Genomic DNA, 25,465 nt, shown 5'->3' on the forward strand with positions numbered 1-25,465 from the left:
CCCGGGCTTTTCCTGCGATTTGTCGGTTTGGACGAGGTAAAGCTAAGAATCCGACCAGAGTTTGCGCAAAGTCTCGGGCCGGACCGCTGTGTGGCGCGTGGTGCCGGTGACGACGGCTGATGTGAGGTACACCGCAGCCGCCGGGTGGGCACCCTACGCCCTCAGCAAACAACCACCGCCACGGCGAACGGAGCTCCCCGTCGGTCCCCCGGTGCGCGAACCGGGCATCTGGCCATCAAAAGAGGTCGAGGACAACGGATTCCGCAGCCGAATGGCCCCGGCGATCACGTCTTCGATTCCCGCAGCAGAGCAACCAAGTAAGCCTAGACTAAGTTGGCATGTCAGGCGGGGTTTGACATATCGTTTTACGACTTGTTGACACCACAGTGGAGCCCCGTTCAGTGACGCACGGAGGAATCCCTGGCGGGGCGCGGTGACGTCGACGAACCACCGCGCACAAAAGCTTGTGAAGGGTCAGGTGCGAATGCCCAGGAGTGTCGGGCTGTACAACCCCGCATATGAGCACGACTCATGTGGCGTCGCCATGGTGGTGGACATGCACGGCCGTCGCAGCCGCGACATCGTGGACAAGGCGATCACCGCGCTGCTGAACCTCGAGCACCGCGGCGCGGCAGGCGCCGAGCCGCACAGCGGTGACGGCGCGGGCATCCTGCTTCAGGTTCCCGACGCGTTCCTGCGTGCCGTGGTCGACTTCGAGCTTCCTGCCGAGGGCTCCTACGCCACCGGCATCGCGTTCCTGCCGCAGTCGTCCCGCGACGCGGCCACCGCCTGCGAGGGCGTCGAGAAGATCGTCGAGGCCGAGGGCCTCGACGTCATCGGCTGGCGCGACGTCCCCACCGACGACTCGTCGCTGGGTGCGTTGTCCCGGGACGCGATGCCGACCTTCCGCCAGGTGTTCATCGGTGGCGCGTCCGGCATGGAGCTGGAGCGCAAGGCCTACGTGATCCGCAAGCGTGCCGAGCACGAGCTGGGTTCCAAGGGCCCCGGCCAGGATGGTCCGGGTCGTGAAACCGTTTATTTCCCAAGCCTTTCCGGCCAGACCTTTGTCTACAAGGGCATGCTGACCACCCCGCAGCTCAAGGCCTTCTACCTCGATCTGCAGGACGACCGGCTGGAAAGCGCGCTGGGCATCGTGCACTCGCGGTTCTCCACCAACACATTCCCGTCGTGGCCGCTGGCCCACCCGTTCCGGCGGGTCGCCCACAACGGGGAGATCAACACCGTCACCGGCAACGAGAACTGGATGCGCGCCCGTGAGGCGCTCATCAAGACTGACATCTTCGGCACCGACGTCGAGAAGATCTTCCCGGTCTGCACCCCCGGCGCCTCGGATACCGCCCGCTTCGACGAGGTACTCGAACTGCTGCACCTCGGTGGGCGCAGCCTCGCGCACTCGGTGCTGATGATGATCCCGGAGGCCTGGGAGCGCAACGAGTCGATGGACCCTGCCCGGCGGGCGTTCTACCAGTACCACAGCTCGTTGATGGAGCCGTGGGATGGACCGGCCTCGGTGTGCTTCTCCGACGGCACGGTCGTCGGCGCGGTGCTCGACCGCAACGGCCTGCGTCCGTCGCGCATCTGGGTCACCGAGGACGGCCTCGTGGTGATGGCCTCCGAGGCCGGGGTGCTCGATCTGGACCCGGCCACCGTGGTCAAACGCATGCGCCTGCAGCCCGGCCGGATGTTCCTGGTCGACACCGCCCAGGGCCGCATCGTCTCCGACGAGGAGATCAAGGCCGAACTGGCCTCCGGCGAGCCCTACCAGGAATGGCTGGACGACCAGCAGTTCCATCTCGACAATCTGCCGCAGGGCCCGTATGTGCGGATGCCGCACCACCGCGTGGTGCTGCGCCAGCAGGCCTTCGGCTACACCTACGAAGAGCTCAACCTGCTGGTCGCGCCGATGGCGCGGACCGGAGCGGAGCCGCTGGGCTCGATGGGCACCGACACCCCGATCGCGGTGCTCTCGTCGCGGCCACGGATGCTGTTCGACTACTTCCAGCAGCTGTTCGCCCAGGTGACCAACCCGCCGCTGGACGCCATCCGCGAAGAAGTGGTGACCAGCCTGCAGGGCACCGTCGGCCCGGAAGGCGACCTGCTCAACCCGCAGCCGGAGTCGTGCCACCAGATCGGGCTTCGCCAGCCGATCCTGCGCAACCACGAACTGGCCAAGCTGATCAACCTCAACCCGGACGACACCGTTCGCGGCCGCAAGCACGGCATGCGCTCTGCCGTCATCCGATGTCTGTATCCCGTCGCCAAGGGCGGCGAGGGTTTGCGCCGTGCGCTCGATGACATTCGTGACGCGGCGTCGAAGGCCATCGCCGACGGCGCCCGGATCCTGATCATCTCCGACCGCGAGTCCAACGAGAACCTGGCGCCCATCCCGTCGCTGCTCTCGGTGGCGGCCATTCACCACCACCTCGTTCGCACCCGGACCCGCACCCAGGTCGGCCTGGTCGTGGAGGCCGGCGACGCCCGCGAGGTGCACCACATGGCCGCCCTGGTCAGCTTCGGGGCCGCCGCGATCAACCCGTACATGGCGTTCGAGTCGATCGACGACATGATCGGCCGTGGGGTGATCGAGGGCATCAGCCGTGAGAAGGCGCTGCAGAACTACATCAAGGCCGCAGGCAAGGGTGTGCTGAAGGTGATGTCCAAGATGGGCATCTCCACCCTGGCCTCCTACACCGGCTCGCAGCTCTACCAGGCCATCGGCATCTCCCAGCAGGTGCTCGACGAGTACTTCACCGGTCTGCACTGCCCGGTCGGCGGGATCGATCTGGATGACATCGCCGCCGACGTCGCCACCCGCCATCAGCTGGCCTATCTGGACCGCCCCGACGAGCGCGCACATCGCGAGCTCGAGGTCGGCGGCGAATACCAGTGGCGCCGCGAGGGTGAATACCACCTGTTCAACCCGGACACGGTGTTCAAGCTGCAGCACTCCACCCGCACCGGCCAGTACAAGGTCTTCAAGGAGTACACCCAGCTGGTCGACGACCAGAGTGAGCGGATGGCGTCGCTGCGCGGCCTGCTGAAGTTCAAAGATGGTGTGCGGCAGTCGATTCCGATCGAAGAAGTCGAGCCGGCCAGCGAGATCGTCAAGCGGTTCTCCACCGGGGCGATGAGCTACGGCTCGATCTCGGCCGAGGCGCACGAGACCCTGGCGATCGCGATGAACCGCCTTGGCGGGCGGTCGAACTCAGGCGAGGGCGGTGAGGCCGTCAGCCGTTTCGAGCGTGAGCCCAACGGCGACTGGCGCCGCAGCGCCATCAAGCAGGTCGCCTCCGGTCGCTTCGGTGTGACGTCGCACTACCTGACGAACTGCACCGACATCCAGATCAAGATGGCCCAGGGCGCCAAACCAGGTGAGGGCGGCCAACTTCCGGGCCACAAGGTCTACCCGTGGGTGGCCGAGGTGCGGCATTCCACGCCAGGCGTCGGCTTGATCTCGCCGCCGCCGCATCATGACATCTATTCGATCGAGGATCTGGCACAGCTGATCCACGACCTGAAGAACGCCAACCCGCAGGCCCGCGTGCACGTGAAGCTGGTGAGCGAGAACGGTGTCGGCACGGTCGCGGCCGGCGTGTCCAAGGCGCACGCCGACGTGGTGCTGATCTCCGGCCACGACGGCGGCACCGGCGCCACGCCGCTGACGTCCCAGAAGCACGCGGGTGCACCGTGGGAGCTCGGCCTGGCCGAGACCCAGCAGACGCTGCTGCTCAACGGATTGCGTGACCGGATCGTGGTGCAGGTCGACGGCCAGCTCAAGACCGGCCGTGACGTGGTGGTCGCTGCTCTGCTGGGTGCCGAGGAGTTCGGCTTCGCGACCGCGCCGCTGGTGGTGTCGGGCTGCATCATGATGCGGGTCTGCCACCTGGACACCTGCCCGGTGGGTGTGGCCACGCAGAACCCGGTATTGCGCGAACGCTTCGACGGCAAGCCGGAATTCGTCGAGAACTTCTTCATGTTCATCGCTGAAGAGGTTCGCGAGTTGATGGCTCAGCTGGGCTTCCGCACCATCAACGAGATGGTCGGCCAGGTCAACGCGCTGGATACCGCGAAGGCTGCCGAGCATTGGCGGGCCCACAAGCTGGACCTGACGCCGGTTCTGCACGAGCCGGATTCGGCGTTCATGAATCAGGATCTGTACTGCAGTTCACGCCAAGACCACGGCCTGGACAAGGCGCTGGATCAGCAGCTGATCGTGATGAGCCGAGAGGCGCTGGATTCCGGCACTCCGGTTCGCTTCTCGACGACGATCGCCAACACCAACCGGACTGTCGGCACGATGCTCGGCCACGAGCTGACCAAAGCCTATGGCGCCAATGGACTTCCGGACGGAACCATCGATATCACCTTCGACGGTTCGGCGGGCAACAGCTTCGGTGCGTTCGTGCCCAAGGGTGTGACGCTTCGGGTCTACGGCGACGCGAACGATTACGTCGGCAAGGGGCTCTCCGGCGGACGGCTCGTGCTACGGCCGTCGGACAAGGCGCCGGAAGACTATGTGGCCGAAGCCAACATCATCGGCGGCAACGTGATCCTGTTCGGCGCCACCAGTGGTACCGCGTTCATCCGCGGCACGGTGGGCGAGCGGTTCGCGGTGCGCAACTCCGGTGCGCACGCCGTGGTCGAGGGCGTCGGTGACCATGGCTGCGAGTACATGACCGGCGGACGGGTGGTGATTCTCGGCGAGACCGGCCGCAACTTCGCGGCGGGCATGTCCGGTGGCGTCGCCTACGTCTACGACCCCGACGGCAGGCTGCCGGCCAATCTCAACACCGAGATGGTCGATATCGACGAGTTCGACGACGCCGACGTCGAGTGGCTGCGCGACATCATCGTCGCGCATGTGGACGCCACCGATTCGGTTGTGGGCCAGCGCATCTTGGCTGACTGGTCCGGACAGGTAGGTAATTTCGTGAAAGTGATGCCGCGCGACTACAAGGCCGTGCTGCAGGCGATCGCCGAGGCTGAAGCTGCCGGCGAGGATGTCGACAAGGCGATCATGGCGGCCGCTCATGGGTGACCCGAGTGGCTTCCTGAAGATCACCGCGCGTGAGACGCCGGTGCGCCGGCCGGTGGACCTGCGACTCAAAGACTGGAAAGAGGTCTACGAGGACTTCTCCCAGGACACCCTGGAGAAGCAGGCCTCGCGCTGCATGGACTGCGGAATCCCGTTCTGCCACAACGGCTGCCCGCTGGGCAACCTGATCCCGGAGTGGAACGACCTGGTGTACCGGGATCGGTGGCGTGACGCGATCGAGCGGCTGCACGCCACCAACAACTTCCCGGAGTTCACCGGCCGGCTGTGCCCGGCGCCGTGTGAGGCCTCCTGCGTGCTGGGCATCAATCAGGATCCGGTGACCATCAAGCAGGTCGAGGTCGAGATCATCGACAACGCCTTCGACGAGGGCTGGGTCGTCCCGATGCCGCCGCACGTCATCACCGGCAAGAAGGTCGCCGTCGTCGGCTCCGGCCCCGCCGGGTTGGCGGCTGCCCAGCAGCTGACCCGTGCCGGGCACGACGTCACCGTCTTCGAGCGGGCCGACCGCATCGGTGGACTGCTGCGCTACGGGATCCCCGAATTCAAGATGGAGAAGCGTCACATCGATCGGCGCCTGGCTCAGATGGAAGCCGAGGGCACCAAGTTCCGCGCCGGCGTCAACGTCGGGGTCGACATCAGCGCCGACCAGCTGCGCGCCGACTTCGACGCGGTCGTCCTCGCCGGCGGCGCCACCGACTGGCGGGATCTGCCGATCCCGGGCCGCCAGTTCGAAGGCGTATATCAGGCCATGGAGTACCTGCCGTGGGCCAACAAGGCCACCCACGGCGACCCGGTACTCGACGAGAACGGTCAGCCGCCGATCACCGCCAAGGGCAAGAAGGTCGTCATCATCGGCGGCGGCGACACGGGCGCCGACTGCCTGGGCACCGCCCATCGCCAGGGCGCGGCCAGCATCCACCAGTTCGAGATCATGCCGCGGCCGCCCGAGACCCGGGCCGACTCGACCCCCTGGCCGACGTACCCCCTGATGTTCCGGGTGTCCTCGGCTCATGAGGAGGGCGGCGAGCGGGTGTTCTCGGTCAACACCGAGAAGTTCGTCGGCCACGAGGGCAAGGTCACCGGTCTTCGCGCGCATGAAGTGGTGATGAAGAACGGCAAGTTCGAGAAGGTCGACGGCACCGACTTCGAGCTCGAGGCGGACCTGGTGCTGCTGGCGATGGGCTTTGTCGGACCGGAGAAGCCGGGCTTGCTCACCGACCTGGGCGTGGAGCTCACCGATCGGGGCAACGTCGCCCGCGACAACGAGTTCGGCACCTCCGTGCCCGGTGTCTTCGTCGCCGGCGATATGGGCCGCGGCCAGTCGCTGATCGTCTGGGCAATCGCGGAAGGCCGCGCCGCCGCCAAGGGTGTGGACCGCTACCTGATGGGTCACTCCGCGTTGCCGGCGCCGATCAAGCCGACCGCAGCCCCGCAGCGCTGATCAATTCAAGGCCACACTGATAACTCCAGTCCCACCAGAATCATCGGATTAATCGGCGGCGCGCCTCTTGCCGTTTGCGGTGTGATCTGTGTCTAATTGCTGGAGTGAGCGTTGCGGTAACGTGGGGCTCCGCCTGAGCTGAGATCCGACCACAGGAGTGATCCTTGTGTACCTCAACCCGATATCTCGTTCCCGGGTCGGGCGTATTGCCTGGTCCTTCTTCCGTCACCCAGTGAGAAGCCGCGAGTGGCCGGCCAAGCACGAGCGCCTGGTCACGGCCGACGAGCTCGTCCGCTTCGGTTTCTAGCAACTGATTTCGGCGGTAGTTGACGCAGGCGCAGCTTTGCCGGCCGTTACCAGGCTGTTATCTAGAGCCCTGAATCCCGGATCGCTTCGGCCAGCGGCTCGAGCACGGCCGGATCGTGCGGCGGGGGCAGGTACACGATCGCCAGATCCAGACCCTCGGACCCCAGGGCCGCGGCCTCGTCGATCGCCTTGGCGTAGTCGTGGTCCTCGCTGAGCCGGACGTGAGCGGAGGTCATGATCTCGCTCGGGTCGCGACCGATGTCGGCGCAGTGCGATGCCAGAACGTTGAGCTTGTGGGCGAATTCCTCGGGGGTACCGCCGGCGAAGTTCCAGTGCTGGGCATATTTGGCGACGATGCGCAGTGTCCGCTTCTCGCCGCTGCCGCCGATGCAGATCGGCGGGTGGGGCCGCTGCGGACCTTTGGGCTCGTTGCGGGCGTCCTTGAGTTGGTAAAAGGCTCCGTCGAAGTTGGTGGTGTCCTGGCTGAGCAGTCCGATCAGCACCTGGCAGGCTTCTTCGAAGCGGTCCAGGCGCTCTTTGACGCTGCCGAGTTCGATGCCGTATGCGCCGGACTCTTCTTCATTCCAGCCGGCGCCGATACCCAGTTCCAGGCGGCCGCCGGAGATGATGTCGACGGCGGACACCATGTTGGCCAGGACCGCGGGATGCCGGTAGTGGATGCCGCTGACCAGGTTGCCGAGCCGTAGCCGGGTGGTGGCCTGGGCCAGCGCGGTCAGCGTCGTCCAGCCCTCCAGGCAGGGTCCGCTCGAGTCCGAGAAGATCGGATAGAAGTGGTCGAAGGTCCAGCCGGAGTGGAAGACGTCGATGTCATCGGCGACCTGCCAGACCGCCAGCATGTCGGCCCACGTGGTGTTTTGGGGGGAGGTCTTGAAGGCGAATTGCACTGTACCGAGCCTAGTCCGGTTCGCTGACCGGCACCTGTCAGGCGGCGTCCATTCGGAGCAGTTCACTGCGACCGGCGGGCTCACGGCGCAACGCCCTACCGAGCGCGTGAACGAGCAGCCACTGGCCGAGTCCGGCGACCACCAGCGGCCAGAGAGCGCCGGCAAGTAGGGCGGGACCGATGGCCACGGCAGGACTGGTCAGTTGGCTCCGGCGCGACCAGGCGGCAAACGCCATGGCACCACCCGCGACGAGAGTGGCTGCGCACACATACGCGACCACCCACTGGAGAGCTGACATGCGCTTTTTGTACCCGAACCCGTTCAGGGATAAACCGGGCGGGCCACGTGGGAGCGGGCGTGGGCGATCGCGTCGTCGAGGGAGTCGATCAGGTGATTTTCGTGGCGCAGCGCGTCGACGATGCCGATGTTGGCCAGCAACGCCATGTGCTCGGGCCGCACTCCCTTGATGATGACGGTCACGCCCCGGGCCTCGAGGTCTTCGGCGATCTCGGCGAGGGTGTGCGCACCGGTGGCGTCCAGCATGCCCAGCTGGGACATGCGGATGATGACCACCGATACGTCGGGATGGTTGGTGATCGCGTTGGAGAGTCGTTCGGCGGCGCCGAAGAACATTGCGCCGTCCAATCGCAGCAGCGCGATGCGCTCGTCGCCGGGCTGAGGCGGGCCGGGCAGATCCTCACGGACCACGCTGCTGCGCCGCGCGACCGTCCGCAGCGCGAAGAACGCCGCGATCAGGATGCCGATTTCGACCGCCTCGATCAGATCGAAACACACCGTGACGACGGCGGTGAGGGTGAAGGCCAGCGCGTCCGAGCGGGTGGAGCCGACGATCTTGGCGACGGTGCTCAGCGAGATCATCCGAAACGACGTCACCATCAGCACACCGGCCAACGCGGACAACGGAATCGCCGCAACCGGGCCGGTGGCGAGATAGACGACGCCGAGCAACAGCAGCGAATGGACGATCGCCGACAGCCGGGTGCGAGCGCCTGACCGCACGTTCACCGCGGTGCGGGCGATCGCGCCGGTGGCCGGCATGCCGCCGAACAGGCCGGACGCCATCGAGGCCAGGCCCTGACCGACGAGTTCGCGGTCCGGATCGTAGGGGCCGGTCGGCGACATGGTTGCCGCCACCCGCGCCGACAGCAGCGATTCGATGGCGGCGAGCGCGGCGATGGCCACCGCTGCGCCGAGCAGGGTGCGCAGCGCGGCGGGATCGGCGTGCGGCACCAGCGGCGCGGGCAGATGCGCGGGCAGGTTGCCGATCGCGCGCACCGGGAAGTGGAAGGCGACGACGAGCAGGGTGGCCACGACGACAGCTGTCAGCGATTCGGGAATCGCGCGGTGCACGCGCGGCAGGCCGACCATGACCGCGGCGACGAACGCCACGACGGCGAGAGTGCGCCATGCCGATGACCACTCGGCCTCGGCGACGACTGTCCAGGCGGCGACCAGCGTGCGTTGACCGCTGGGAGCCTCGACACCGAACGCCGCGGGCACCTGCTGCAGGAAGATGATCGCCGCGATGCCGAGCGTGAAGCCTTCGATCACCGGCCAGGGAATGAACGTGACCGCGCGGCCCAGGCCGGTGATGCCTGCGGCCAGCACGATCACCCCCGCCAGGACCGTGACGAGCGCGACGCTGCCGATGCCGTGCTGCGCCACGATCGGCGCGAGTACCACCGCCATCGCTCCCGTCGGTCCCGACACCTGGACATGGGATCCGCCGAATATCGCGGCGACAACTCCCGCGATCACAGCCGTGATCAATCCGGCTGCCGCTCCGACACCCGAGCTGATGCCGAACGCCAACGCCAGCGGCAAGGCCACCACACCCACCGTGATCCCGGCGAGGATGTCGCGACGCCAGGACCGGGGTAGGTCGGCGTAGTCACTGAGATGGGGAAGCAGCCGCGACAGCTGACCGGCGGCCTTGGTGATCACTGCGGATTTCCCACCGGAGGCAACGAGTCGAAGGCCGAGAGCTGTTCGTGGCGGGCTCTGAGGGTGTCGGCGAGGAAGCCGCGCGCAGACACCAGCAGATCGCGGATCGACGGATGGGCGAGCTCGTAGTGCACGGCGTTGCGGGTGCGCTCCGCCGACACCACGTGATGGCGTTTGAGGACAGCCAGGTGCTGCGACAGCAGCGTCGGTTCGATCTCGGTGGCCGCGAGAATCTCGCTGACCGGGGTCGGCCGGTCATTGGCCGACAAGATCTCCAGCACGCGAATACGCGCGGGGTGCGCCAGCGCCTTGAAGAGGTTGGCCTTGATCTCGTAGAGCGGGCGCTCGTCGCCGCCGGGAGAGTTGGTGGGCACCATGAGCCTCGACTTGATGACTTGATGGATTGAAAGAAATCTCAATTAGCGTAGCGCGGATGCGCTCGGGCGCCAAAAGCCGCCACCCGCGCGGGGCACACTGGAGTCATGGACCCGGTGGCCGCGCTACGCGAGATCGCGTACTACAAGGACCGCGCGCGGGAAGACTCCCGGCGGGTGATGGCCTATCGCAAGGCCGCCGACATCGTCGAGGCGCTGGATGAGCAGACCCGCGACCGGCACGGCCGGGCCAACAGCTGGCAGAGCCTGCCCGGCATCGGACCGAAGACGGCGAAGGTGATCGCGCAGGCGTGGGCCGGCCAGGAACCCGATGTACTGGTCGAGTTGCGCGGCTCGGCTGAGGACCTCGGCGGTGGCGACATCCGTGCGGCGCTGCGGGGCGATCTGCACCTGCATTCCAATTGGTCGGACGGGTCGGCGCCGATCCCCGAGATGATGGCCGCGGCGGCCGCGCTCGGCCACGAGTACTGCGTGCTGACCGACCATTCGCCGCGGCTGACCATCGCCAACGGGCTCTCGCCGGACCGGCTGCGCCATCAGCTCGACGTCATCGACGAGCTGCGGGAGAAGATGGCGCCGTTCCGGATCCTCACCGGCATCGAGGTCGACATCCTCGATGACGGGACGCTGGACCAGGAGCCCGAGTTGCTGGACCGCCTCGACGTCGTCGTCGCCAGCGTGCACTCGAAGCTGGCCATGGATGAACCGTCGATGACGAGGCGGATGGTTCGCGCCGTGACCAACTCGCGGGTCAACGTCCTCGGCCACTGCACGGGCCGGCTGGTCACCGGCAACCGCGGCCTGCGGCCGGAGTCGAAGTTCGACGCCGAGAAGGTGTTCGCCGCGTGCCGGGACAACAACGCCGCGGTGGAGATCAACTCGCGGCCCGAGCGTCGCGACCCGCCGACCCGGCTGCTGAAAATGGCGTTGGACATCGGCTGCGATTTCTCGATCGACACCGACGCCCACGCCCCGGGCCAGCTGGATTTCCTCGGCTATGGTGCGCAGCGCGCCGTCGACAGCGAGGTTCCGGTCGAACGGATCGTCAACACCTGGCCCGTCGAGAAGCTGTTGGCTTGGGCCGCAAGCTGATTGCCGGTCGTTGAGTTCGAGAATGACGCCGGGTGCGGCGATGCGCGATGGCACTCGGCGGGCTAATCCGGCAGGTGCGGCATCTCCAGATCCGGATCCCGCCCGACCAGGACACCGCGAGTGAGTACCGCATTGCCATACCGCCGCCGGACACGGTCGACGGCCGCGTCGAGGTCCAGCGTCTCGGGGCGCCCGCCGTCGAGCGGAAGCTCCAGCTGCTGAGCGCCACCGGGGTCGATATTGCTGACGGCAAAGCCGATCAGCGTGATGCCACGCTCGGCGATCAGCGGCGCGGCGGCAGCGACCAGGTCACGGGCAGCGGCCAGGATCGGTGCGGTGGACCCGGTGGCCCTGGCCATGGTGTGCGACCGCGTGACTCGGGTGAAGTCATCAAAACGCAAGCGCAGCACCACTGTTCGGCCGGTGCGCTGCGCCGAGCGCATCCGGCGGGTGATCCGGTCCACCAGGCCGATCACCACGGCGTCCAGCTCGCCAGGACTGATCCGGCGCCGGCCCAGCGCGCGCTGGGCGCCCACCGAGCGGCGACGCCGGCCGGTGTCGACCCGGCGCCGGTCGATATTGCGCGACAACGAATACAGCTGCCTGCCCATCGCCGGCCCGACCATCGACGCCAGCATCGACTCCCCGAGCTCGGCGACCTGGGCGACGGTCTCGATGCCGTACGCGTGCAACTTGTCGGCCGTCTTGGGTCCCACGCCCCACAGCCTGCGCACCGGCAGCGGGTGCAGGAATTCCAGCTCCCGCTCGGGTGGCACCAGCAGCAGCCCGTCCGGTTTCGCTTCCTGGCTGGCGACCTTGGCCAGGAACTTGGTGCGCGCGATACCCACCGTGATCGGTAGCCCGACCCGGTCGCGAACCTCGTCCCGCAGCCGTGCCCCAATCTGCACCGGGTCGCCGGCCAGCCGCTGCAGCCCGGCGACGTCGAGGAAAGCCTCGTCCACCGAGAGCGGTTCGACCAGCGGTGTGGTGTCGCGGAACACCGCGAAGACGTCGTCACTGGCCTGGCTGTAGGCAGACATCCGCGGCGGGACGACCACGGCTGCGGGGCACAGCCGGCGGGCCTGGTGGCCGCCCATCGCGGTGCGCACCCCATATGCCTTGGCCTCATAGCTGGCGGCCAGCACGACGCCGCCGCCGACGATCACCGGACGACCGCGCAGCGTCGGGTCATCGCGCTGCTCGACGGAGGCGTAGAACGAGTCGAGATCAGCGTGCAGGATGGTCGCCCGGGCGCCGGACACGAACATATGTTCGCATGCCGGTCCGACAATTGCCTACGGCGGCGCGGGCCCGTCAGCCGGCGGCGGTGGCGGCGGCTCAGGTGCGGGCGGCGGTGGCGGCGGTGCCGGTGGCGGCCACATCGGCAGCGTGATCGGCGGCAGGCCCGGAATGTTGATGACGTTGACGTCCGGCGGCGGGGCGTCCGGCGGTGGGGGAGGAGGCGGCGGCGCCAGATCCGGCGGTGGCGCGGGTGGTATCCCGTTGCTGGTATTGATCGTGATGATCGAGCCCGGGATGGTCTTGCCCGATGGGGTGGTCCCCACGACTGTGCCCCGCGACGAGAAGCTGTTGACCGGGGTGGGGAGATCGGCGACCTGGAAACCGGCTTCCCGCAGGCGTTTCCGCGCCGCTTCAAAGCTCAGGCTGCTCACGCTCGGCACGGTGCTGCCCGGGCCGCCTTCGACGTATCGCTTGTCGGTGGGCGGCAGCGCGATCGGGCCGAAGTCCTCGGCGACCGGCTTCATTGCCAGGAACCAGGTGCGTGCGGGCTCGTTGCCGCCGTAAAGGTTCCCGTATCCGCACTTGCGCAACGGAAACGAGCACAGTCCGCCGGGATTGGTCGAGTCGTCGAAGATGTAGTTGGCGGCGGCGTACTGGTTGGTGAAGCCGAGAAAGCCTGAGGAGCGGTGCGATTCGGTGGTGCCGGTCTTTCCCGACATCGGCAGGCTCCAGCCGACCGAGCCTGCCGAGCCGGCCGCGGTGCCGCTGGTGGCGTCCTTGGACAGAGCATTTGCCAGCGTGTTGGCCAGCCCCTCGGGAACTGCCTGCTCGCAGGCTTGCGTCTCGACGGCGACCTCCCGGCCGTGCCGATCGAAGATCTTGTCGACCGGGCTGGGCGGGCACCACATGCCCCCCGACGCCAATGTGGCTGCCACATTGGACAATTCGAGGGCATTGAGCTCGAACGGCCCCAGCGTGAACGAGCCGAGGTTCTGGCGCTTGATGAAGTCGGCCAGACTCTCGTTGCTGTCCGGCTGATAGGCGCGCGCCGTGCCGGGCTCGGCGTAGGAGCGCAGCCCCAGCTTGACGGCCATGTCCACCGCGCGCTGCACCCCGATCTGGCCGATCAACCGCGCGAACGCGGTGTTGGGCGACTGCGCCAGCGCATCCGTCACACTCATCGGGCTGCGGTAGTTGCCTGCGTTCTTCACACACCACGTCTCTTTGGGACAACCCGGGGTGTTACTGCTGCCCAGGCCTTTCCCCTGAAACTGCGCCGGCACCTCCAGCTGGGCGTTGGTCCCCATGCCCATCTCCATGGCGGCGGCGGTGGTGAAGATCTTGAAGATCGATCCGGCGCCGTCACCGGCCAGTGAGAACGGCTGCGGCTGGACCGTCTGACCGGCGTCGAGCTGCAGGCCGTAGTTGCGGTTGTCGCCCATGGCGAGCACCTTGTGACTGGTTTTGCCGGGCTGGATCACCGACATCACGCTGGCCACCCCGTCGAGCTGCGGGCTGGCAACGGTGTCGATCGCCTTCTTCACGCTGTTCTGGACCTTCGGGTCCAAGGTGGTGCGGATCAGGTAGCCGTTGCGCGCGACGTCGTCCTTGGACAGACCTGCTCGCGCCAGATACTGCAGCACGTAGTCGCAGAAGAACCCGCGGTCGCCGGCGGCGATGCAGCCCTGCGGCAGTGAGTTCGGCTGCGGCAGGATGCCCAGCGGCGCCTCACGGGCGGCGCGCAACTCCTCGGCCCGGTCCGGCAGATTCTCGATCATCGTGTCGAGGACCACGTTGCGCCGGGCCAGCGCAGCCTCGGGGTTGGTGTAGGGATTCAGCGCGTTTGTCGACTGCACGATGCCGGCCAGCAGCGCGGCCTGCTGCCAGTTCAGGTCCGCCGAGTTGATCCCGAAGTATGTCTTGGCCGCATCCTGCACCCCGTAGGCGCCATTGCCGAAGTAGACCAGGTTCAGGTACCTCGTGAGGATCTCGGGCTTGGAGATCGCCCGGTCCAGGGCCAGCGCCATCCGGATCTCGCGCAATTTGCGCGCCGGCGTGGTCTCGACCGCCGCCCGCCGCTCGGCGTCGGTCTGGGCGTTGACCAGGAGGTTGTAGTTCTTGATGTACTGCTGCTCGATCGTCGAGCCACCTCGGGTGTCGAGGTCGCCCCGCAGGTAGCCGACCAGACCGGTCAGGGTGCCCTGGACGTCGACGCCGTTGTGGTCGGCGAAGCGCTTGTCCTCGATCGATACGATCGCCAGCTTCATCGTGTCGGCGATCCGGTCGCTGGGCACCGGCCACCGGCGTTGGGCATAGATCCAGGCGATCGGGTTCCCGGCGGCGTCCACCATCGTGGAGACCGTGGGCACCTCGCCCTCCATCAACTGCGCGGAATCCTGCGCCGCCACGTCGGAGGCGTGGTTCACCACGATGCCCGCACCACCGGCCAGGGGAAACAGCATGGCCGCCACCAACACACCGGCCAGCACGCAGTACAACGCGAGCTTGCCAATGGTGGCACCCCTCGACGGGTGTGGCTCCGACATGCCGCCAGACTAGGGCCAGCCGCTCGGGCCGCGAATTCGAATATGCGAAGCCGGAATCAAACCGAGGCCGGGGCCCCGCCGTAAATGCTGGTGATCCAGATGTGGACGACGGATTCCAGGGCGGCGTCCTCGGCGAGCGTCGGCTGTTGGGTGCCCTGGGCGGCGACCACGACCCGCTCGTTCATCAGGTTCAGCGCCGTGGCGAGATCCCGCGCCGGGATGGTGTCGGGTGCGGCCCCGCGCTCCCGTTCCCGGGTGATCAGTGCTGCCGTGTAGTCGATCCAGCCGGTCATGAAGCTCGCCCACACCTCACGGAGTTCGGTGTTGGTGGCCATCACGCCGAGCCCGGCAAGCACCACCGCCCGGTTCGGGCGCAGGGAATCGAAGAAGGCGTAGATGCCGTCACGCCAGGCCTGCTGCGGCTGCCGCGGGACGTCGGCGCTCTGCTGCTGGTCGGGGCCGGACGCGGTGATCGCCCGGGTGAACAGCCGCACGAGCACCGCGTCCTTGGAGGCGAAATAGAAGTAGAACGTCGGCCGGGACAGGCCCGCGCCCTTGGCGAGTTCGTCCACGGAGATCTCGGCGAACGGCCGTTCGGTGAGCATCTCTTCGAGCGTGCGCAGGATGGCCGCTTCGCGATCGTCGCCGGATGGGCGGGTGGCGCGGCGCCCGCGAACGCGGGCCGGGCTGACAGCTGGCACGAGCTGTACTTTACAGCGTGTTGATTTTCTCGACAGACTGTTGACCTATTCAACACGGTGTTGATAACGTCGCCGCCATGACTGAACACGTCGATGTGGTGATCGTGGGAGCCGGCATCTCGGGCATCAGCGCCGCCTGGCATCTGCAGGACCGCTGCCCGGGCAAGAGCTTTGTGATGCTGGAGCGCCGCGAGAATCTCGGCGGCACCTGGGATCTGTTCAAGTACCCCGGCATCCGGTCGGACTCCGACATGTTCACCCTCGGCTTCCGGTTCAAGCCGTGGACGTCGGAGAAGTCGATCGCCGACGGGCCGTCGATCATGTCGTATCTCCAGGACACAGTGCGCGAGTACGGCATCGACAAGCACATCCGCTTTCGTAACCGGGTGGTGCGCGCCGAGTGGTCCAGCGCCGACAACCTCTGGACGGTCCGAGTGGAAGCCGATGGCGAGCAGAAAGACATCACCTGCTCGTTCCTGTTCGCGTGCAGCGGCTATTACAACTACGACGAGGGCTACTCGCCGCAGTTCCCCGGCTCCGACGAGTTCACCGGCACGATCGTCCATCCGCAGCACTGGCCGGAGGATCTGGATTACACCGGCAAGCGCATCGTCGTCATCGGCAGCGGTGCCACAGCCGTGACTCTTATTCCGGCCCTTGCCAATTCGGGAGCAGAACATGTCACGATGCTGCAGCGTTCACCGACCTACATCGGGTCGCTGCCTGACGTCGACCCGTTCGCGGTACGGATGAACAAGCTGCTGCCCGCCAAACCCGCTTATGTGGCCAACCGGTGGAAGAGCATCGTCTTCCAGTCCATGCAATACCGGCTGGCCCGGCGGTTCCCCAACTTCATGCGCAAGCAGTTGATGACGATGGCGCAGCGCCGGTTGCCCGAGGGCTACGACGTCAACAAGCATTTCGGGCCGAGCTACCGGGTGTGGGACGAGCGACTGTGCTTGGCGCCCAACGGCGATCTGTTTCGCACCATCCGCAAGGGCCGGGCCGAGGTGGTGACCGACACCATCGAGCGATTCACGCCGACGGGAATCAAGCTCGCGTCAGGTCAAGAGCTGGCGGCCGACATCATCGTCACCGCAACGGGTTTGAACCTCCAGCTGTTCGGCGGAGCCGAGATCGCCATGGACGGTGAGGCGCTGGATCTGAACACCACGATGGCGTACAAGGGCATGATGCTCTCCGGCGTGCCCAACATGGCGTTCACCATCGGCTACACCAACGCGTCGTGGACGCTGAAGGCTGATCTGGTGTCCGAATTCGTCTGCCGTGTCCTAAATTACATGGACGCCAACGGATACGACCGGGTCGCTCCGAGTCAGCCGTCGGCCGATATCGAGGAACGGCCGCTGATGGACTTCACACCGGGCTACGTCTTGCGCGCACTGGATCGGCTGCCCAAGGCGGGCTCGCGCGCACCGTGGCGGCTCAAGCAGAACTACCTGCTGGACCTGCGGCTGATCCGGCGCGGCAAAGTCGCCGATGAGGCGCTGAGCTTCACCAAAAACCGTGTTGCAGTGGGTGTTTAGTCTGCAGAGGTGACGACGATCCCGTCGTCGTCGCTGTAGGCGATCTCGCCGGGCGCGAAGGTGACGCCGCCGAAGCTGACCGGAACATCACGCTCACCGTCGCCGGTCTTGGTGCTCTTGCGCGGATTGGTGCCCAGTGCCTTGATGCCGATCTCGAGGGTCCGCAACGTCGATGCGTCGCGGACCGCGCCGTGCACGATGAGACCGGCCCAGCTATTGGAGCGACCCAGCTCGGCGATCACGTCCCCGACGAGGGCGGTGTGCACCGAGGCATTGCCGTCGATCACCAGTACGCGCCCGTCGCCGGGTTCGGAGAGCACCGACTTCAGCAGCGCGTTGTCCTCGAAGCAGCGCACCGTGCTGATGGGTCCGGCGAATTCGGTGCGAGCACCGAACTGCCGGAACTGCACATCGCAGCTGCGGACGTCCGGGCCGATGTCGTCGACCAGATCGGCGGTGGGACGGAAGTCAACGGCCACGCTCACTCCGCGTTCCGCTGGCGCAACCGACGTACCAGCAGGGCGATCAACACCGTCACCGCGAAGGCCACCGCGAACGGCAGCGGGGAGCGCGATGGTTCCGGCGCCGGCACGATCGCCGGGGTGGAGACCGGGTCGGTGGCCTGCTCGACCGACGACTTGGCGTTGTAGGCGGCGGCCCGGGCGCCCTCGGTGAGCGGTGCGGAACCGTTGCCCGCGGCGGTCGTGGCGGGTTCGGCAACCGGTGGCGGTGGCGGCGGGGCGGCCACCTTCTTCGCCGGGGGCTTCTTGGCCGGGGCCTTCTTGGCCGGGTCGGCAGCCTTCGCGGGCGCCTTCTTCGCCGGGGCCTTCTTCACAGCCTTCTTCGCCGGCGCTTTTTTGGCCGGCTGCTTCTTGGCGGGGGCCGATTCCGGAGGCGGCGGCCCCGGCGGCGTGGCGTCGCGACCCTCGTCGGGCAGGTCCTGCGCGTCTGCCATCAGGTGCGCTCCTCTTCAATCATTCGTCGCCGGCAGTGGCACCCATCATGCCAGGGTCAGGTTCGGCGAAGCCGCGACCAGATCACGCCGAGGGCGATGACCGCCACGGCACCGGCGATGAACGGCCAGACCGGCAGTGCGCGGTCTGCGGATGGTGTCGACGCCGTCGCCGATGGGCCCGGCGAGCCGCTGCCCGCGACGGTCATGGTGAATGCCCAGGAACCGGACACCACGTGGCCGTCCGCCGAGGTCACTCGGTAGTTCACGGTGTAGGACCCGGCCGGGCCGAGTGGACGCACGCCGACGCTGACCGCGGCGCCCTGCACCTGCGGGGTCCCGTCGGACCACAGGTTGCCGTCGGGGCCCACGACGGTCATCGCGGCGAAATCGCTCTGCAGCTGTTCGTTGAAGGTGGCGCTGATGCGCGTCGGTGCCGTGGACAGCGTGGCGTCCGGTGCCGGGTCGGCGGACACCCGCACGGCGTGCGCCCAGGCCACCGCCGTTCCGGCCATCGCCATCGCGGTGATCAGCACCGCCATGGCGACCAACCGCCGCGGGGCGGTCATGTTCGCCGGCGGGCCAGTGCGACGCCGACGCCGATCGCGGCCACCAGCAGCGCACCGCCGGCCAATGCCCGAGCGGTGTTGTCGGCACCGCCATGCGTCGGGGCCTGCGCGTCGGCCGTCGGAGCGGCGCTCACCGAGGGACTCGCGGTCCCCGGTGGGGTCGCGTGATGCTCCTCCGGCTCGTGCGGGCCGGCGGTCAGCGGCAAGACCGGAGCCGGATATTCCGGCTCACCGCCGCCGGGCAGTGGCGGCTGGTCCCAGTTCACGACAGTGCCGTCGGCGTAGGTCTGAGCCACCGGGAACGACACCGAATCGGCGTCGGGCAGTTTGATCGACAGCGGAAACAACTCGAACTGACTGGCGCCGATACCCGCGTCGGGCGTCGCCGTGAACGTCACGGATCGATACGCACCGCTGGCCGGATCGCGGTCCAGGGTGGCGGTCCAGCCCGCCATCACATCGGTGCTCGCCGATGCGACGCCGGGCAGCGTGATCGTGACTTTCGTTGTCGGAACGCCTTTTTCGGATTCATTGGGGACCTGGAAGGTCACCAACGCGTAGTCGCCGCGCACGGCGTGATCGGCGTTGACATGCACGTGCGCGCCGGCCGTCGCGGCGACCGTCCACGAGCTCAGGGTCAGCAGGGCGGCCGGGGCCAGCGCACGGGTCACCACCCGATGGCGCGCCATCACAGCACGCCGAGGCGCGCCATCAGATCGGCGTCGATTCCGTCGAGCTGTTCGGCGATCGCGGCGTGCGCATCGCGGCGGCGTTGTCCCGGCATGTTCTCCGCGGCCGGGATGGCCGCCGACAGGGCATTGAGCCGTTCGGTCATCGCCGCGACGAACTGCTTGGTCTCGGCGTCCTTGGGCTTCTTCTCGGCAACCATCCGCAGTGAGTTCTCCGCGCCGGCGATGCGGGCCGACAACTGCCCGCCCTGACCGGAGAACTGTCCGAGCTGACTCAGTGGGACGCCGAGCCGGTCAGCGCGCCGCTCATCGATGACGCCGCGGGCCGCGATCGCGGCGCGGTAGGCCACCGGGACGATGACGGGGGCCAGCAGCCGGGACACCGTCAGCGCCCGCCGCACCCGGGTGGGCGACAGAAGTTTGCCCTCGCGGGCCGCCTTTAGTTGCGCCTCGGCCACTTTCACCGCTGCCCGGTCGGAGTCGCGGGCGGCTTTCAGCTGCGCCTTGAGCACCTTGTTCTCGGAGCGCTCGGCGGCCTTGATGCGGCGCACCTCGTTGCGGGCCGACAGCTTGGCCTCGAGCTTGGCGCGGGCCTTGATCGCGCGAGCCTCCGCGCGGCGCGTCGCACGGCTTTTGCGCTTGGTGAACAGGCCCATACCTGATGCCTCCCGAGTAGGTCGTCGGCGATCGGCGAGACGCGCTCGCGATCGGGTCAGCTAACCCTATCGCCCGGCTCAACGGGGCCTATCACGACCTGCGGATATGCCACAATGATCCCGAACCGTCCGACGCGGCGCCCACCTGCACCGCTAACTCGAGGAACGTCGTGAACCGCTCGCCGAAGGGTGCCGCAGCGATTAGCTGGGTGATCGCGTGCGGTTTGCTCTGCGGTGGTGGGGCCGTGCTGGCGGCGACGCCGGCCGCCGCCAGCCCGGGCACGGTAGGTAACAGCGACGGCGAGCACGGGGCTCAGCCCGGCCCGGACAGCAACATCTCGCCGAACGGCAGGGCGGACAGCGGCCGTCGACACAACGGGCCGCACAAACCGCGCGGCAGCGCCATCACCCCGGGCATCGACCGGCCGGCCGGCGGCGTCGCGAGGGGCCCCCGTCGGGTCCTCACCCAGGCCGGCCAAATCCCCGGCGGCGGTTGGCATCCCGGCGATCCGGGTGGGCCGTCGAGCTGGCCGTGTCTGCCGCTACCGCATTTCCCGCCGATCGTGCTGCCGCCGCTGCCGCCGCTGCCACCGTTGCCCCCGCTGCACTGGCCGCGGGCCGCACTGGGAGACGGGGTCGGCGTCGAGGCGCCGCCGAGTGCGCGGATTGCTCCGCCGCCCGAGGCCGGTGGCGGCGGTGGCGGCAGCGGGGGCCTGATCGACGCCGCGCCGCGAACGATTCCGCCGCCCGGCGAGCCGGGCGAGCCGGGGGAGCCGCCCGTGGTCAGTGCCGAGAGCGGCGCGGTGGGGTCGAGCGGCGTGACGCCGCCGCCCATCACGATGCCCCCGATGATCGGACTGCCTCCGGTGCTCGAGGTGCCGCTGCGTCCGGTCGGTCCGGGTTCCGAGCCGGCCCCGCGCAGCGGCCCTGGGAGGGAATCCCCGTCGACGCGTGAACGGCCGCCCGCCACGTCCGCGGGAGCCGGTACAGAAGTGCCCCCGTCGTCTAGGGTTGGCTATCCGAAATACCTCCAAGATGCCAAGATCGGCGAGGTCGCGGCGGTAGCCTTACCCGGTTTCGCCGGGCTCCTCGCGCTCACCGGACTCGGCGGATTTCTCGGATACCGCCAAGCGAAGGCCGGCCATCTCGTCCGGGCCGCCGGGACGACGCGGTTCATGCAATAGCGCAGTTCGCATCGCAACCTGCCGTCGGGGAAGGGGGACCAGATGTCGGCCAGTCGCCGCGTCACGACTGCGGTCAACGACGTCCTCGACCTCGCGCCGCGCCGGGGGGAGATCTCCCTAACCCGGCTGGTGGCAGCGGTCAGCGCCGACCGGGACCGGCCCATCGAGGTCACGATGGCCGATCTACCGCCCGGGGTGTGCGGCCAGTGGCGCCAATACGCCGATCACGACGTGTTCATGATCCAGAACGGCCTGCCGACCTGGGATCGCACGCTGGCCCACGAACTCGGTCATCTTGTGCTCGGGCACTACGGCATTCCGGTCACCGAGGCCGCCCGCGATGTCGCCGAGCTGGCCAGCGATGACCTCATCGGCTACATGCTGAACCAGCGCACCGGGTGCATGGGACCCGGGGGAGAGGACATCGAGCAGGAGGCCGAGGATTTCGCCGCCCTGCTGCTGTACCGCCTGGGCCGGTCGCCGTCGGACAGGTCATCGATCGTGCAAGTTCGCCTCGGAGAGGCGTTTGGTTGATCGTCTGGTTGATCGCCGGTCTGCTCGGGATGGCCACCGGCCTGCGCATCGGGTGGGCACTGGTCAACAAGCAGTCGGTGGTCAGCTCCGCGATGATCGTCGCCCTGGGCAGCCTGGCCGCGGTCGCCGCGTTGAACTGGCCGCCGCTGACCCTGTTGATCGACAGCGCCCTGCATTGGTCCAACATCTCCATCGGGCTGAGCCAACTGGCGCTGATCGGCTGCGCGGCGGGCAGCTGCGTGATGATCACCAGCGTCGCGTCGACGCGGAGCCCGGCAGCGGTCCGCCGCATCGCCGCCGTCCAGTACGCCGTGGCCGCGGTGATCGGTGTCGCGAGCCTGGTGCTGTTCTTCCTGTCCGGTCAGCAGCCGGAGATGTCGCCGGAGGAATACCTGCGGCGCAATCTCGGGTCGACCAATACCTCGCTGCCGTGGCTGTTGCCGCTGCTGTACGTGATGCTGGCCTGCACGTTGGTGCTGTGGGCGGGCATGCGCCATTCGAATCGGACCCGTCGCGGTCGAGCACTGTTCGTGTTCACCCTCGGCATCGCACTGCTGGTGGCGGCTACCGCGTTCTTCCTCATCCGCGCGGTGGGCACCTCGCGGCTGGTCGGCGTTGGCACCGCGGCGACGCTGCTGGGCGCGGCAATGGCGATCGTGGCGGCCGGGTCGTTGTTGCCCGCGATCGAGGACTGGTTCGGTGGGCGGCGCGAACTGCGCCTCATCGATCCGCTGCTGACCGAACTGGAGCGGCGGCAGCCAGAAGTCGGTATCGGTGAACGGCCGCGCGGGCCACTGATTTTCCGGGTGGCCGAGCGGTTGTCCCTGATTTCCGACGCGCTGTACATGGAGGCCACCATGGCCGAGCACCTGCGGGCCGGTGGGCCGGATGGCGCGGCGGTGGACGTGCTGGCCGATGTCGAGCGCACCGGCGTCAGCCCTGACGCGCAGGCGATGGCGATCGCGAAGTGGATATACGCCGGCCGGCGCACACCGCGCGTGGCGCAGCCCGCAGGACAAGGGAAATTCCCCGGGATGAGCTGGCTCGGGCAGCCCGAAAGCTATTCGGACCGGGAATGGATCCTCGAAATCGCACGGCAGTACCGCGCGCTGGAGCAGCGCAGGCCAACCGTTGCGCTGTGAAAGGAATCTAACGTTGCCGACTGTCCCGTTCCGGGAGCAGCGGGCTAATCGTCGAGGTGTTCCCGACGACGCAGCTCGTCGACCTTGGTCACGATGTCCTGCTGGGCCTCCGGAGACAGCCCGACGGTACGCGCGGCAATGCGACGCACACCCTCGTCACGCATGTTGGCCAGCCAGGTCAGTTCTTTGTCGAGCTTCTCGTAGTACTCGTCGTCGGTGAAGTAGGCCGGCTTGATACGGAAGAAGTTGGCAAGCGCCGTCATGGTGGTGGATGACGGATTCGTCCGGTTGCCTGAACGCAGCTGAGACAGGTACGGAGCCGACATCGTGATGCCTTCGGACTTCAGTGCGGCGATGACTTCCGCGGAGGTATGCGGACCCCGGCCGGGCGGATACACCGTGTCGAACAGGCGATTCAGTCGCGCCGAGAACGTCGTGCTCATCTTCTTGCCCTCCACATGCGCCAGGAGCGGTCGTTTCCGTTGGCTTATTTGCTGATCATCGTAGCGACACATCCGCCGACAACCAAGTGCAAACTACTAGATAATTGACGCGCGCGTGGTTTTTCCGAGATGTGGCAAACAACGACGCGGGAGATTCGCGTGGTGAGCACGTGCTCGGAGCGGGGCGTTAGGCAAAGAAAAGCAAGGTCGGGCGCATCTTGGCACAGCGCGCGATCGATCATCGCTCAGTCAAGAACCTGAGAGTACCCTGAGCAACCGCGCCCCCAGCGGGCAGTTGCCGAAAACCGCTTTGCTGTAAGTGCGGTTATGCAGGCTCGGCGGGTGGCTTCGGCGCCGCTCCCCGGCCACCGTCACCGCCGACCGCCGACGGCACCGACTCGGGGGCGTCATCGGGAGACGGTGCCACCCGGGGGGCCGGCCGCAGGGCGGCGGGGCGCAGGCGGGGCGGTAGCGCCCGCAGTGCGGCTGCGGCCAGCGCGACCGCCGCGACGGATATCGCGCCGACGACGATGCCGGATGCCGCCGGGAACGCGCCCTCGATCAGCATCGACACGCCGAACACGAGGAACAGCGCTGCCGCGCCCAGCTGGATCAACCGCTCGGGAAGGTGCTTGCCGGCCAAGGCGCCGACGAGGATCGCCAGCGCGTCTGCGGCCACCATGCCGATAGTGGATCCGATCCAGACGCCGACCCAGTCGTTGTCGGCGGCCAGGGTGATCGTCGCGAGCATCGTCTTGTCGCCGAGCTCGGCCAGCAGGAACGCGGACGTCACGGCGAAGAAAGCCGGTGCGCTGTTGCGTTGGGCCTTGCCGGCCTCGTCCTCGGAGAGCTTGTCGCCACGCAGCGTCCATAGACCGAACACGACGAAGGCGACGCCGGCGAGGATGCCCAGCAGGTGCGTCGGCAGGGCCGCGCCCAGGTAGTGCCCGACGGCGACGGAGATCAGGTGCACCGCCGTGGTCGCCACGGTGATGCCGGACAGCACCACCCACCAGCGATGGCGCAGTGCGAACGTCATGGCCATCAACTGCGACTTGTCGCCCAACTCGGCGACGAAGATGACGGCGAAACTCAGGATCAGAGCGGCAAGCACCCGAGACTCCTCGATCGGGTGGCTGTCGTCAGGGGCGATACAGATGCCTCCGGCCGACAACCACTAACGGTCTAACGGCCGAAGGTCTCGCCCACCGGAAACGCAAACGCACGCCGGCCGGACAACCGGGCCCGCGATGTACGCCGGGCCAGTATGTCGATTGTCCGATTGGGGGCTACTCCCCTTCGCTGACGCCAACACTACGTGCAGCGACGCACTACCCGCAACCCGTGCTTCGCGAAAGACCAACCGCAGCAATAAATTTGGGGCACCGCGTCAGAAAGTTCGGGTACCCTCACAACACTAAGCGGCCAGCAACATCGCCAGGATCGCCGTGTCGGGATGGCTGATCGGGTCCACGCCGACGCGGCTGACCATGCCGGTGATCGTGCCGTCGGACTCCGCCTCGACCCAGGCGGCGCGATGTTCCAACCCCAGATGCGGAATGCCGGGCAGCAGGACGCACCCCGACGCCGCACCCGTGCACTCCGGCAGCGACGGCGTGGTCTCCGAGGGGGGATGCAGCATCAGTAGTGCTGGCGGCTGACGTTCAGCGAAATGTCCTGGCGGAACGGCGGATTCACCGACCACCGTGCCCTCGGCGAGCACCAGACCGACGGTGCCCGGCTGCGGCTTGTCGGGGAGCTCCTCCCTGACGCCGAAAATCGTTGTCGTGGAGAGCAATCCGGGCAGCGAGGCGACGCGAACCGCGACCATCAGAAGCTGGGCCCATTCCTTGGTGGAGTTGGGCCAGCGGCCGGAAACCACAAAGCCCTTGAGGGCACCACGAGAATGAAATGGGGCGACTTCGACCGAACGTCCGGAACCATTTTCCATCTCGCCTCCGCGACACTCGTTATGCCAGTGCGACTCGACAGTGGGTCGGTTCGATTCAGGATGCGGTACGTAACGCCTGGCACGCAAGCGGACACGAGTGCTAACGAGAGGCAAATCGCCGTCGGATG

22 protein-coding genes are annotated in these 25,465 nt (G+C 67.5%); 7 read left to right on the plus strand and 15 right to left on the minus strand.

Features of this window, described 5'->3' with window-relative positions:
• Positions 1-484 precede the first annotated feature (484 nt).
• The gene (gene gltB, locus AB4879_RS09375) at positions 485-5,059 is read left to right on the plus strand and encodes a glutamate synthase large subunit (RefSeq protein ID WP_370507368.1); all 4,575 of its coding nucleotides are present in this window, start codon (positions 485-487) and stop codon (positions 5,057-5,059) included.
• Positions 5,052-6,518 (plus strand): glutamate synthase subunit beta, encoded by a 1,467-nt coding sequence (locus AB4879_RS09380; protein WP_102805997.1) that lies wholly within the window; start codon positions 5,052-5,054, stop codon positions 6,516-6,518. The genes gltB and AB4879_RS09380 overlap by 8 nt, the downstream gene beginning before the upstream one ends.
• Before the next feature lie 368 nt (positions 6,519-6,886).
• Here AB4879_RS09380 and AB4879_RS09385 read toward each other — a convergent pair whose 3' ends face one another.
• From AB4879_RS09385 to AB4879_RS09400, 4 genes are read right to left on the minus strand one after another with little or no spacing between them, the layout of a single operon-like run.
• A complete protein-coding gene (locus AB4879_RS09385; protein WP_370507369.1) occupies positions 6,887-7,729 on the minus strand; it encodes an LLM class F420-dependent oxidoreductase in 843 nt (280 codons plus the stop codon).
• A 37-nt stretch (positions 7,730-7,766) separates the two neighbouring features.
• On the minus strand, positions 7,767-8,027 hold the full coding sequence (locus AB4879_RS09390) for a hypothetical protein (RefSeq protein WP_370507370.1): 261 nt from the start codon (positions 8,025-8,027) through the stop codon (positions 7,767-7,769).
• A gap of 23 nt (positions 8,028-8,050) precedes the next feature.
• Complete coding sequence (locus tag AB4879_RS09395) at positions 8,051-9,694, minus strand: SulP family inorganic anion transporter (protein WP_370507371.1); 1,644 nt, start codon at positions 9,692-9,694, stop codon at positions 8,051-8,053.
• A complete protein-coding gene (locus tag AB4879_RS09400; RefSeq protein WP_370507372.1) occupies positions 9,691-10,071 on the minus strand; it encodes an ArsR/SmtB family transcription factor in 381 nt (126 codons plus the stop codon). The genes AB4879_RS09395 and AB4879_RS09400 overlap by 4 nt, the downstream gene beginning before the upstream one ends.
• A gap of 105 nt (positions 10,072-10,176) precedes the next feature.
• On the opposite strand from AB4879_RS09400, the gene AB4879_RS09405 reads away from it, so the two are divergent.
• Positions 10,177-11,181, plus strand: coding sequence for a PHP domain-containing protein (locus tag AB4879_RS09405; protein WP_370507373.1), 1,005 nt, complete (start codon positions 10,177-10,179; stop codon positions 11,179-11,181).
• A gap of 62 nt (positions 11,182-11,243) precedes the next feature.
• Here the strand turns inward: AB4879_RS09405 and dinB are convergent, their stop codons facing one another.
• From dinB to AB4879_RS09420, 3 genes are read right to left on the minus strand one after another with little or no spacing between them, the layout of a single operon-like run.
• The gene (dinB, locus tag AB4879_RS09410) at positions 11,244-12,449 is read right to left on the minus strand and encodes a DNA polymerase IV (RefSeq protein ID WP_370507374.1); all 1,206 of its coding nucleotides are present in this window, start codon (positions 12,447-12,449) and stop codon (positions 11,244-11,246) included.
• Between the two features lie 27 nt (positions 12,450-12,476).
• Positions 12,477-14,969: a transglycosylase/D,D-transpeptidase PonA2 gene (ponA2, locus tag AB4879_RS09415; RefSeq protein WP_370507375.1), complete on the minus strand. Its 2,493-nt coding sequence runs from the start codon at positions 14,967-14,969 to the stop codon at positions 12,477-12,479.
• A 56-nt stretch (positions 14,970-15,025) separates the two neighbouring features.
• Complete coding sequence (locus AB4879_RS09420; RefSeq protein WP_199189790.1) at positions 15,026-15,670, minus strand: TetR/AcrR family transcriptional regulator; 645 nt, start codon at positions 15,668-15,670, stop codon at positions 15,026-15,028.
• A gap of 77 nt (positions 15,671-15,747) precedes the next feature.
• Between AB4879_RS09420 and AB4879_RS09425 the strand changes: the two genes are divergently transcribed.
• Positions 15,748-17,217 carry a flavin-containing monooxygenase gene (locus AB4879_RS09425; protein WP_370507376.1) on the plus strand — a complete coding sequence of 490 codons (1,470 nt, stop codon included), beginning with the start codon at positions 15,748-15,750 and terminating at the stop codon, positions 17,215-17,217.
• Here the strand turns inward: AB4879_RS09425 and rraA are convergent.
• Genes rraA through AB4879_RS09450 form a run of 5 tightly spaced genes read right to left on the minus strand, consistent with a single transcriptional unit; the run spans position 17,214 to position 20,083 of the window.
• Positions 17,214-17,696 (minus strand): ribonuclease E activity regulator RraA, encoded by a 483-nt coding sequence (gene rraA / locus AB4879_RS09430; protein ID WP_370507377.1) that lies wholly within the window; start codon positions 17,694-17,696, stop codon positions 17,214-17,216. The two genes, AB4879_RS09425 and rraA, sit on opposite strands and share 4 nt — an antisense overlap.
• A 2-nt stretch (positions 17,697-17,698) precedes the next feature.
• The gene (locus AB4879_RS09435; protein WP_370507378.1) at positions 17,699-18,172 is read right to left on the minus strand and encodes a hypothetical protein; all 474 of its coding nucleotides are present in this window, start codon (positions 18,170-18,172) and stop codon (positions 17,699-17,701) included.
• A 56-nt stretch (positions 18,173-18,228) separates the two neighbouring features.
• Entirely contained in the window at positions 18,229-18,738 is a 510-nt protein-coding gene (locus tag AB4879_RS09440; RefSeq protein ID WP_370507379.1) for a copper resistance protein CopC, read from the minus strand.
• On the minus strand, positions 18,735-19,427 hold the full coding sequence (locus tag AB4879_RS09445) for a YcnI family protein (protein WP_102806009.1): 693 nt from the start codon (positions 19,425-19,427) through the stop codon (positions 18,735-18,737). The genes AB4879_RS09440 and AB4879_RS09445 overlap by 4 nt, the downstream gene beginning before the upstream one ends.
• Positions 19,427-20,083 (minus strand): DUF6474 family protein, encoded by a 657-nt coding sequence (locus AB4879_RS09450; protein WP_370507380.1) that lies wholly within the window; start codon positions 20,081-20,083, stop codon positions 19,427-19,429. Before AB4879_RS09450 ends, AB4879_RS09445 begins: the two co-directional genes overlap by 1 nt.
• Positions 20,084-20,253: 170 nt before the next feature.
• Here AB4879_RS09450 and AB4879_RS09455 point away from each other — a divergent pair, with 170 nt between their 5' ends.
• The 3 genes from AB4879_RS09455 to AB4879_RS09465 are packed head-to-tail and all read left to right on the plus strand — an operon-like array spanning position 20,254 to position 22,943.
• A complete protein-coding gene (locus tag AB4879_RS09455) occupies positions 20,254-21,267 on the plus strand; it encodes a hypothetical protein (RefSeq protein ID WP_370507381.1) in 1,014 nt (337 codons plus the stop codon).
• 42 nt (positions 21,268-21,309) lie between these two features.
• Positions 21,310-21,801 (plus strand): ImmA/IrrE family metallo-endopeptidase, encoded by a 492-nt coding sequence (locus AB4879_RS09460; RefSeq protein WP_370507382.1) that lies wholly within the window; start codon positions 21,310-21,312, stop codon positions 21,799-21,801.
• Complete coding sequence (locus AB4879_RS09465) at positions 21,798-22,943, plus strand: hypothetical protein (RefSeq protein WP_370507383.1); 1,146 nt, start codon at positions 21,798-21,800, stop codon at positions 22,941-22,943. Before AB4879_RS09460 ends, AB4879_RS09465 begins: the two co-directional genes overlap by 4 nt.
• Positions 22,944-22,987: 44 nt before the next feature.
• Here the strand turns inward: AB4879_RS09465 and AB4879_RS09470 are convergent, their stop codons facing one another.
• From AB4879_RS09470 to AB4879_RS09480, 3 genes are all read right to left on the minus strand, one after another.
• On the minus strand, positions 22,988-23,386 hold the full coding sequence (locus tag AB4879_RS09470) for a hypothetical protein (RefSeq protein WP_036346519.1): 399 nt from the start codon (positions 23,384-23,386) through the stop codon (positions 22,988-22,990).
• A 325-nt stretch (positions 23,387-23,711) separates the two neighbouring features.
• Positions 23,712-24,500, minus strand: coding sequence for a TMEM165/GDT1 family protein (locus AB4879_RS09475; protein WP_370507384.1), 789 nt, complete (start codon positions 24,498-24,500; stop codon positions 23,712-23,714).
• A gap of 303 nt (positions 24,501-24,803) precedes the next feature.
• Positions 24,804-25,337, minus strand: coding sequence for a hypothetical protein (locus AB4879_RS09480; protein WP_036342027.1), 534 nt, complete (start codon positions 25,335-25,337; stop codon positions 24,804-24,806).
• Positions 25,338-25,465 lie beyond the last annotated feature (128 nt).

This window comes from Mycobacterium sp. SA01, assembly GCF_041287105.1.
GTDB lineage: Bacteria > Actinomycetota > Actinomycetes > Mycobacteriales > Mycobacteriaceae > Mycobacterium.